The organism is Nocardioides sp. AX2bis (assembly GCF_902506435.1).
In the GTDB taxonomy this organism is placed as follows: Bacteria; Actinomycetota; Actinomycetes; order Propionibacteriales; family Nocardioidaceae; genus Nocardioides.
This window is the reverse complement of record NZ_LR733215.1, coordinates 447645-455925: the sequence shown is the minus strand read 5'-3', so window position 1 is coordinate 455925 and position 8281 is coordinate 447645. Positions and strand designations below refer to the sequence as shown.

Sequence of the window (8281 nt, the reverse complement as noted above, 5' to 3'; positions counted from 1 at the left end):
TAGACGCGTAAGATCGTCGGCAGCGTCAGAGGTGTATAAGGGACAGGGTGGGGCGGCGGCCGTGGCAGGCTCGCCCGCGTGAGGGCAGTGGTGCAGCGGGTGACCTCGGCGTCGGTACGCGTGGGCGGCGAGGTCGTCGGGCAGGTCGCCGCCGAGGACGGTCCGGGGCTGCTGGTCTACCTCGGCGTCACGCACGGCGACGGCCCGGACGAGACCGCCTGGCTGGCGCGCAAGGTGTGGGACGTGCGGCTGCTGCACGACGAGCGGTCGGCCTCCGACGTCGGGGCGCCGGTGCTCGTGGTCAGCCAGTTCACGCTCTACGGCGACGCGCGCAAGGGCCGCCGGCCCACCTGGTCGGCGGCGGCCCCGGGCGAGGTCGGCGAGCCGGCGTACGACGCGTTCTGCGCGGAGTTGGAGCGGCTCGGCGCGCGGGTGGAGCGCGGGGTCTTCGGCGCCGACATGGCCGTCGAGTCGGTCAACGACGGGCCGATGACGCTGCTGCTGGAGCGCTGACGGGGTCGGGAGCGACGGAAGAACGTACAGTCACCGCTCCGCTCGCCACCCCCTCCGCATCACCGCAGGTCAGAGGCCTGCCGATGTGGCCGACCAGCGCCGGATCGGGCTTGTGTACGTTCTTCCGCCGCCCGGGCACCGGGCCTTCACGAGGTCAGCGAGCGGGTCGAGGCCACCTCGTGCTCCTCAACCGAGGCGTCAAGGATCGCGACCTGCTGCTCCTCGCCGGGCCCGTCACCCCGGAACGCCTCGACGGCCTCCCGGGAGTCCCACCGCTCGAAGACGACAATCCGCCCGGGGTCGAGGGGGTCGGCGCAGATCGCGAACTCCCGGCACCCTGCCGTCGCACGGGCCTGACGGACCACGGCGACGCAGTCGGCGAGGTACGCGGCCCGCTGCTCAGGGGCGACGGTCAGGTGGCCGGAGACGATGATCATGCCGGGGTCGACCTACCGTCCGGGGCGGAGTCATCGTCCGGGACGCGAAACGGCCCGCCACCCCGAGGGGGTGGCGGGCCGTCGGCGACGTGTGAGCCGGGGCTCAGATCGCGATGCTGACCTCGGCGACCGAGCCGACCGCGGCCTTGACCTGGTGGTCCACCGGGTCGGCCTTCGGGGCGAGGGTGCGCAGGGTCCACTCGCCGTCGCCGGCGAAGAAGCGGAAGTGCCCGCTGGCCGAGGTGGGGACCTCGGCGGTGAACTCGCCGGTGCGGTCGAGCAGGCGCACGTAGGCGTTGCCGACGGGCTCGCCGTCACGCAGGACCTGGCCCTGGACCACGGCCTCCTTGTTGACGTCGATGCCGTCGAGCGACAGGCCGCCCTCGGTCGCGCCGCACATCAGGCGACACCCTTCTCGTCACCGAGGACGACGGGCACGCCGATGAGGGAGCCGTACTCGGTCCACGAGCCGTCGTAGTTCTTCACGTTGGGCTGGCCGAGCAGCTCCTTGAGCACGAACCAGGTGTGGCTGGAGCGCTCGCCGATGCGGCAGTAGGCGACGGTGTCCTTGTCCCAGTCCACGCCGGCGTCGGTGTAGATCTGCTTCAGCTCGTCGTCGGACTTGAAGGTGCCGTCGTCGTTGGCCGCCTTGGACCACGGGACGTTCGCCGCGGTCGGGATGTGGCCGGCGCGCTGCGCCTGCTCCTGCGGGAGGTGCGCGGGGGCCATCAGGCGCCCGGCGTACTCGTCGGGGCTGCGCACGTCGACGAGGTTCTTGGTGCCGATGGCCGCGACGGCCTCGTCGCGGAAGGCGCGGATCGACAGGTCGGGCGCGGAGGCGGTGTAGGTGGTGGCCTCGCGGGACACGGCGTCGTCGGTCAGCTCGCGGGAGTCGAGCTCCCACTTCTTGCGGCCGCCGTCCATCAGGCGCACGTCGGAGTGGCCGTAGAGCTTGAAGTACCAGTAGGCGTAGGCGGCGAACCAGTTGTTGTTGCCGCCGTAGAGGACGACGGTGTCGTCGTTCTTCACGCCGCGCTCGGACAGCAGGGTCGAGAACTGGTCCTGGCTGATCGCGTCACGACGCACCTGGTCCTGCAGGTCCTTGGTCCAGTCGAGCTTGATGGCGCCCTTGATGTGGCCCTTGTCGTAGGCCGAGGTGTCCTCGTCGACCTCGACGAGCACCACCTGGGGGTCGTCGAGGTGGTCCTCCACCCACTGGGCGGTGACGAGTACGTTCTCGCGGGTCATGTGTGCTCCTAGTGCAGTCGATGCGTGGTGCGTGGTCGGGGGTGTGGATCAGGTGGTGGGCTGCAGCCGCTTGAGCAGCAGGTACATCTCGCAGCCCAGGCAGTAGTCGAAGACGGCGTTGAGCAGGGCCGCGACCAGCGCGAGGCCGACCGCGACCAGGCCGAGGGCGGTCACGCCGCTCAGCAGCCCGACGAGGCCGACGACCGCGAAGGCCAGGCCGACGGTCTGCGCGAACCGCGGCGGGCGGGGGTCCTCGGTCTCGGCGGGCGGGTCGAGGCGGGGGCGTACGACGCGGCGGAAGAACCAGGCGTACGGCGTGCGCTGGACGCCCGCGGTCGCACCGACGGCGAACACGACCGTCTGCAGCGCCAGCAGCGTGGTGGCGAACGCGCTCGGCGCGGTGAGCAGCACCAGCGCCAGCACGACGCTGGTGATGGTCGCGGCGACGCGGGGTCCGCGCGGGTCGATCCCGGCGGTGGGAGCCGGGGACGGCGGGGCGTTCCGGGTGGGACGGGTGTCGGTCATGGTGCTCGTGCTCCTGGCAGCGCTGACGATGGTCGGGCGTCGGCCGAGGCGGGTGAGCCCTGGATCAGGGCAGAGTGGGTCCTCGACGCTCAGGAGCGTCGACACAGGCTGGAGCGCACGCGGCAGTGGTCCACTGCGCGTCGCTTCGTCAACCAGGTCGAGAACATGGGTCCAGCGTAGGGACCGTCCGGTGGCCGGACCAGCCAGACGTCCCGAGGCGTGGACAGGCGTCTCGCATTCCGAACAGCCTTAGGCTCGGGGCATGTCCTCCCGCGCCACGACCCGCTCGTTCACGAGCCTCGTGGGGGCCGCGGCCGTGGTGGCGGGGCTGCTGGGCGCGGGGGCCACCCCGGCCGGCGCGGACGACCGTGCGGCCCCGCCGGACTACCGGTTCGTCTCCTCCCCCGACTTCCTCAACATGGACCTGGCCGACCTCACCGGCCTGCCGACCTGGAGCCCGGGCCTGCCCACCGGCACCAGCCCGCAGCACGAGCGCGCGCTGGACGTCGTCCTCGACGGGATCGCCGCCGAGGCGCCTCAGGACGTGCTGGTCGCCGGCGACCTGGTCGAGGGGCACTGGAGCCTCGACGACGCCGGCACCGGCCTCTTCGGACCGGTGCGGACCGAGCGCCAGCAGCAGCGTGCCGTCGTCCGGGCCGCACGCTCCTACTACCCGGCCTGGCTCACGCGCTTCCGCGAGCACGGCCTGCCGCTCCCGCACACCGCGGTCGGCGACCACGAGCTCGGCGACAACCCGTGGGGGCGCCGGGGCGGCGGCTACTCCGGGTTCAAGTGGCGCAACCTCGGCCTCTTCCGGCAGCTCTACGCCGACGCGCTCGTCGCACCGCGGGGGTACGCCGCGCACCCGCGGCGCGGTCCGGCGCGGAGCACCGCGTACGCCACCAGCCTGGACCCCGAGGTGCTGCTGGTGACCCTGGACGTCTTCTCCCGGACCCGCAACGGCGTCGTCGCCGAGGTGGACCCGGCGCAGCTGCGGTGGCTGCGCGGGGTGCTGCGGGGGGCGCGGCGCACGGGCGTCGACTGGGTCGTGGTCCAGGGGCACACCCCGGTCCTGGGGCCGGTGCGGACGGTCGGCAGCTCGGGCCTGATGTACGAGGGCGGGCGCGGCTCGCCGCTGTGGCGCACGCTGGTCCGCCACGACGTCGACCTCTACCTCGCCGGCGAGGTGCACGACGTGACCGCGGTCCGCGACCGCGGCGTCACCCAGGTGAGCCACGGCGGCCTGTTCGGCTACGGCGGCACGAACTACCTGGTGGGCGAGGTGCGCGGCGACGAGATGTCGCTGGTCGTGCGCCGCTTCCGCTCGCAGGTGGACGGGACCGAGCGGATCTGGCAGACCGACACCCGGCGGGGGCAGCCCCTCGACCTGACCTACGAGCCCGACCCCCCGGCCGTCGGGACGATGACGCTCACCGCCGACGGCCGGGTACGCGGGCGCGACGGCCTGCTCGCGCCCTACCGCCCGGCGACGGCCCGGGCCGGCTCGACGTCGGTGGACCCGCTGCCGGGCGTGCGGGAGTAGCTCAGCGGCGGGTGGGCAGCGACCCGCCGAGCGGCGGCGTCGTCAGGCTCAGGGAGCCGCCGAGCAGGGGCGGGTCCAGCTCGACCGTGGCCGAGCCGGAGTCGCGGTCGACCGACAGGCGCAGCGGGAGGTTCGGCGCGCCGGACGGGGCGTCCGGCTCGGGGGCGGGCTCGGGGTTCGTGCCGCCGCCGTTCCCGCCACCGGTCCCGCCGCCATTCCCGCCGCCGTTCCCGCCGCCGTCCGGGGCGGGGTTGCTCGGGGTGCTCGGGCTGCTCGGGGTGCTCGGGCTGCTCGGGCTGCTCGGGGCGGTCGGGGCGTCGGCGAGCACGAGGACTGCGAGGTCGGGGAGGTCGGGGAGGCCGGGGAGGACGCGAGGAACACCACGCCCCCGTCGGGTGTTGACCCGCGAACGACCGACCACCACGGGGGTCACACCGTGTCGCGCGGGCTGGACGGCAGGGCCGCACCGGTCTGGACCGCCCGACCTGACCCCGACCCCGGACCCGCCGGTCAGGCGGACAGCGCGTCGAGCACCTGCTCCTTGCGCGGGGCTCCGACGGCGCGGGTGCGCTCGGCGCCGGTGGCGTCGAGCACGATCGTGGTCGGGGTGCGTACGACGTCGAGCGCGCGGACGAGGTCGAGGTGCTGCTCGGCGTCGATCTCGACGTGCACCACGCCGGGGACGACCCCGGCCACGTCGGAGAGCACCCGGCGGGTGGCCCGGCAGGGAGCGCAGAAGGCGGAGGAGAACTGCACGAGCGTCGCCCGCTCCCCCGGCTCGACGCCGGCCGCGGCGGACACGCTGTCCCAGGTGGTCGGCTCGGGGGCCGGCGCCGCCTCCGGGGTGTCCGGTGTCGCGGCCGGTACGCCGGGCGCGGCCGGCGTACGACCGAAGCGGCCGTCGGTGCGGGCGCGGTAGAGCCCGAAGCCGCCCGCCACGACGAGGGCGACCAGCAGGACCCAGGCCCCGGCGCTCATCGGAAGCCGGTCGGGCGCACGTGCAGCCCGACCTCCGGGTCGACGACGATCTCCTGGGCGGCGGGCAGGCCGTCGGCCAGCAGCGGCGCGCCCAGGTCGACGTTGCGCTTGACCAGCGCCAGCGCGATCGGGCCGAGCTCGTGGTGGCGGGCGGAGGTGCCGACGAAGCCGACCGGCTTGGCCTTCGGGTCGCCGTCGACGACCAGCGGCGCACCGCGGGTGGGCAACCGGTTCTCGGAGCCGTCGAGGTGCAGCAGCGTCAGGCGGCGCGGGGGGCGGCCGAGGGTGTGCACCCGGGCGACCGTCTCCTGGCCGCGGTAGCAGCCCTTCTCCAGGTGCACCGCGGGGCCGATCCAGCCGGCCTCGTTGGGGATGGTGCGCTCGTCGGTGTCCAGGCCGAGGCGCGGCTCGCCGCGGGCGATGCGCAGGGCCTCGAAGGCCCAGAGCCCGGCGGCGGGGCCGGCGGCGGCGGCGTACGTCTCGAGCTGGTCGCGGGGCACGAGCTCGTAGCCGGAGTACGGCGCCTCGCCCACCTTGGCGGGCCGCCAGCAGACGGCGAGCTCGGCGGTGAGGTCGGTGACCTCGACGCGCGACATGAACCGCATCCGGTCCAGGAAGCCGATCAGCGCGGCGGCCGCGCCGGGCTCGGTGTGGGCGGTGAAGGCCTCGCCGTCGTCGGAGCCGAAGAAGGCGTGCTCGACGTGGCCGTTGGGGCTGAGGACGAGCACGCCGGTGGTGACGCCGGGCTGGAGCCGCTCGAGGTGCTGCGTGGTGAGCGCGTGCAGCCACGTCAGCCGGTCGGGGCCGGAGATCCGTACGACGTCGCGGTGCGAGAGGTCCACGAACCCGTCCCCGGACTCGAGGTGGCGCTGCTCGCCGTTGAAGGATCCGTAGTGCGCGGCGACGGGCGCGTCCACGTCGTTGCCGGCCACGGCTCCGGGCAGGCCGAGCAGCGGGCTCAGGGGGGCGCCGTGCCGCTCGGTCGTGGGGGGCTGCTCAGTCATGTCGGGTCAACACCCGACGGGGGCGTGGTGTTCCTCGCGTCCTCCCCGGCCTCCCCGACCTCCCCGACCTCGCAGTCCTCGTGCTCGCCGAAGACGGTGAGGTGGCCGACGTCGGCGACGAAGCCGTGCTCGGCGCGCAGCCGGTCGGTCAGCGCGGCGACGACCTCGGCGTCCACCGAGATGGTGCGCCGGCAGGCCCGGCAGACCAGGTGGACGTGCTCGTGGCCGCTGACGGAGTGGTAGGTCGGGGCCCGGTCGGAGAGGTGGGCGTGGCGCACCAGCCCGAGGTCCTCCAGCACCTCGAGGGCGCGGTAGACCGTCGAGACGTTGACCGCGCTGGCGTGCCGGCGTACCTCGGCGTGGACCTCGTCGGGCGTGGCGTGGCCGAGGGTGTCGACCGCCGCGAGGACCAGCTCGCGCTGGGGCGTGAGCCGGTAGCCGCGCTCCCGCAGCTGGGCGCGCCAGTCGGGCGCGCCCGTGACCTCGTCGGCCGGCCCCGTGGGCACCGTCAGGCCCGCTTCAACCGGGCCCAGAGGTGCGGCTGCAGGCCCTGCCCGACGGCGGCCATGTCGTAGGCGTAGAGCAGGTCGCCCTCGACGTTGCCGTAGAGCCGCTTGCCGGCGGTGTACTCCTTGGCCGTCTCGGTACGGGCGACGGCGTCGGTGGTGAGGTCGAGCTTCCCGCCGGCGGCCGTGCCGTAGTAGATCTCCACGAAGCCGGTCTGGTGGGTGAGCAGCAGCTCCATCTTCCCCTCCGGCTTGCAGCGCAGGAACCCGGTCTCGAGGGCGCCCTCGCGCACCTTCTCGCCGTGCTCGTCGATGATCCAGCTGCGCGAGAAGTAGTGGAAGAACGGGCGGCCGTCGTGGGTGAAGATCAGCTCCTGGCCGAACTCGTACTTGTCGATGGTCGGGTAGTCGCCGTGGCCGTTGCCCTGCCACGTGCCGAGCATCCAGGCCACCGGGCCGCAGTCGGGGTGGAGGTTGTCGGGGATCTCGAAAGGCACGGGGGCAGTCTAGGAGCCCCGGGCCCTAGGGTCGGCAGATGCCGTCCTCCCCGCGCCCGCTCAACATCAAGGTCACCTGCGCCGCCGACGCCCCCGAACGCAGCAACCAGGGCCTGACCGTCGCCGCCACCGCGGTCTCGGCCGGCGCGCGGGTGTCGCTGTGGCTGACCGGGGAGGCCGCGTGGCTGGGCACCGACGTCGCAACGGACGGCCGGCCCCCGGCGTACGACCTGGAGCACGCGGTCGCGCCCGGGGACCTCGTCTCGGTGGTCCTCGAGGGCGGTCGGGTGACGGTGTGCAGCCAGTGCGCGGCGCGGCGCGGGATCGGCGACGACGACCTGCTGGCCAGGGTCCGGCTGGCCGGCGCGGCGCTGTGGACCGAGGAGGTCCTCGCCGAGGGCGTCCAGGCGCTCGTCTACTGACGGTCGCCGTCGGCGGGGGTCAGGGGCGGGCGAGCCGGTCGGCGACGACCCGCCAGACGTCGGGGTCGATGCCCATCCCGAGGTGCGGCGAGCCGACCTCGACGTGCTCGACGTCGGTCGAGGTGCGATCGACGCACGACTCCCACGCCACCACGCCGTCGCGGCGGCTGAGCAGCGCGGTGACCGGTACCCGGAGCGGGGCGTCGCGCTCGGCGCGGGCCGACACCTCGCTCATCCGGCGTCGCTGGCGGGCGGGGTAGAGCGGGGCGACGGCGGTGAAGGTCGGGCCGCCGACGACCGGGGTGCCGTAGGTGACGACGCGGCGTACGGCGTCGGGCCGGCGCCGTGCGACCTCGCGGGAGATGACGCCGCCGAGGCTCCAGCCGACCAGCGCGACCGAGCCGTGCTGGGCGGCAAGCGCGACGACCTGGGCGGTCAGCCGGTCGGCGTCGGCGTCGGGGCTGCCGGTGTTGGTGCCGTAGCCCCAGCCGCGGGCGTCCCAGCCGAGCCGGCGCAGGTAGAGCCGCAGCGGCAGGCCGGTGACCTCGGGGGCCCTCCAGCCGGGGACGTCGACGACGACCCGGCCTGTGGGTGCGGTGGGGCCGGTG

General features: G+C 74.3%; 13 protein-coding genes. 3 read left to right on the top strand and 10 right to left on the bottom strand.

Annotation, left to right across the window (positions count from 1 at the left end; genetic code table 11):
* Window positions 1–78 precede the first annotated feature (78 nt).
* Window positions 79–513 (top strand): D-aminoacyl-tRNA deacylase, encoded by a 435-nt coding sequence (dtd, locus tag GV155_RS02300; protein WP_160004863.1) that lies wholly within the window; start codon window positions 79–81, stop codon window positions 511–513.
* Window positions 514–659: 146 nt separating this feature from the next.
* Here the strand turns inward: dtd and GV155_RS02295 are convergent, their stop codons facing one another.
* From GV155_RS02295 to GV155_RS02280, 4 genes are all read right to left on the bottom strand, one after another.
* A complete protein-coding gene (locus tag GV155_RS02295) occupies window positions 660–950 on the bottom strand; it encodes a putative quinol monooxygenase (protein WP_160004861.1) in 291 nt (96 codons plus the stop codon).
* Between the two features lie 103 nt (window positions 951–1053).
* Window positions 1054–1350, bottom strand: coding sequence for a DUF1416 domain-containing protein (locus GV155_RS02290; protein ID WP_160004859.1), 297 nt, complete (start codon window positions 1348–1350; stop codon window positions 1054–1056).
* Entirely contained in the window at window positions 1350–2198 is an 849-nt protein-coding gene (locus tag GV155_RS02285) for a sulfurtransferase (RefSeq protein WP_160004857.1), read from the bottom strand. The genes GV155_RS02290 and GV155_RS02285 overlap by 1 nt, the downstream gene beginning before the upstream one ends.
* Before the next feature lie 48 nt (window positions 2199–2246).
* Entirely contained in the window at window positions 2247–2723 is a 477-nt protein-coding gene (locus GV155_RS02280) for a DUF4395 domain-containing protein (RefSeq protein ID WP_160004855.1), read from the bottom strand.
* 262 nt (window positions 2724–2985) lie between these two features.
* On the opposite strand from GV155_RS02280, the gene GV155_RS02275 reads away from it, so the two are divergent.
* Window positions 2986–4266: a metallophosphoesterase family protein gene (locus GV155_RS02275; RefSeq protein ID WP_160004853.1), complete on the top strand. Its 1281-nt coding sequence runs from the start codon at window positions 2986–2988 to the stop codon at window positions 4264–4266.
* A gap of 1 nt (window position 4267) precedes the next feature.
* On the opposite strand, the gene GV155_RS02270 is transcribed toward GV155_RS02275, so the two are convergent.
* From GV155_RS02270 to GV155_RS02250, 5 genes are all read right to left on the bottom strand, one after another.
* Window positions 4268–4690, bottom strand: coding sequence for a hypothetical protein (locus GV155_RS02270; protein ID WP_160004851.1), 423 nt, complete (start codon window positions 4688–4690; stop codon window positions 4268–4270).
* An 86-nt stretch (window positions 4691–4776) separates the two neighbouring features.
* Entirely contained in the window at window positions 4777–5244 is a 468-nt protein-coding gene (locus GV155_RS02265) for a thioredoxin family protein (protein WP_160004849.1), read from the bottom strand.
* Window positions 5241–6248 carry a CAF17-like 4Fe-4S cluster assembly/insertion protein YgfZ gene (gene ygfZ, locus GV155_RS02260; protein WP_160004847.1) on the bottom strand — a complete coding sequence of 336 codons (1008 nt, stop codon included), beginning with the start codon at window positions 6246–6248 and terminating at the stop codon, window positions 5241–5243. Before ygfZ ends, GV155_RS02265 begins: the two co-directional genes overlap by 4 nt.
* A complete protein-coding gene (locus GV155_RS02255) occupies window positions 6245–6754 on the bottom strand; it encodes a Fur family transcriptional regulator (RefSeq protein WP_160004845.1) in 510 nt (169 codons plus the stop codon). The genes ygfZ and GV155_RS02255 overlap by 4 nt, the downstream gene beginning before the upstream one ends.
* A 2-nt stretch (window positions 6755–6756) precedes the next feature.
* Window positions 6757–7251 carry an FABP family protein gene (locus GV155_RS02250; protein WP_160004843.1) on the bottom strand — a complete coding sequence of 165 codons (495 nt, stop codon included), beginning with the start codon at window positions 7249–7251 and terminating at the stop codon, window positions 6757–6759.
* A gap of 38 nt (window positions 7252–7289) precedes the next feature.
* Here GV155_RS02250 and GV155_RS02245 point away from each other — a divergent pair, with 38 nt between their 5' ends.
* Entirely contained in the window at window positions 7290–7673 is a 384-nt protein-coding gene (locus tag GV155_RS02245) for a DsrE family protein (RefSeq protein WP_160004841.1), read from the top strand.
* Window positions 7674–7692: 19 nt separating this feature from the next.
* Here the strand turns inward: GV155_RS02245 and GV155_RS02240 are convergent.
* Window positions 7693–8281: alpha/beta fold hydrolase (locus GV155_RS02240; RefSeq protein WP_160004839.1), on the bottom strand; the 589-nt coding region annotated here is incomplete at its 5' end.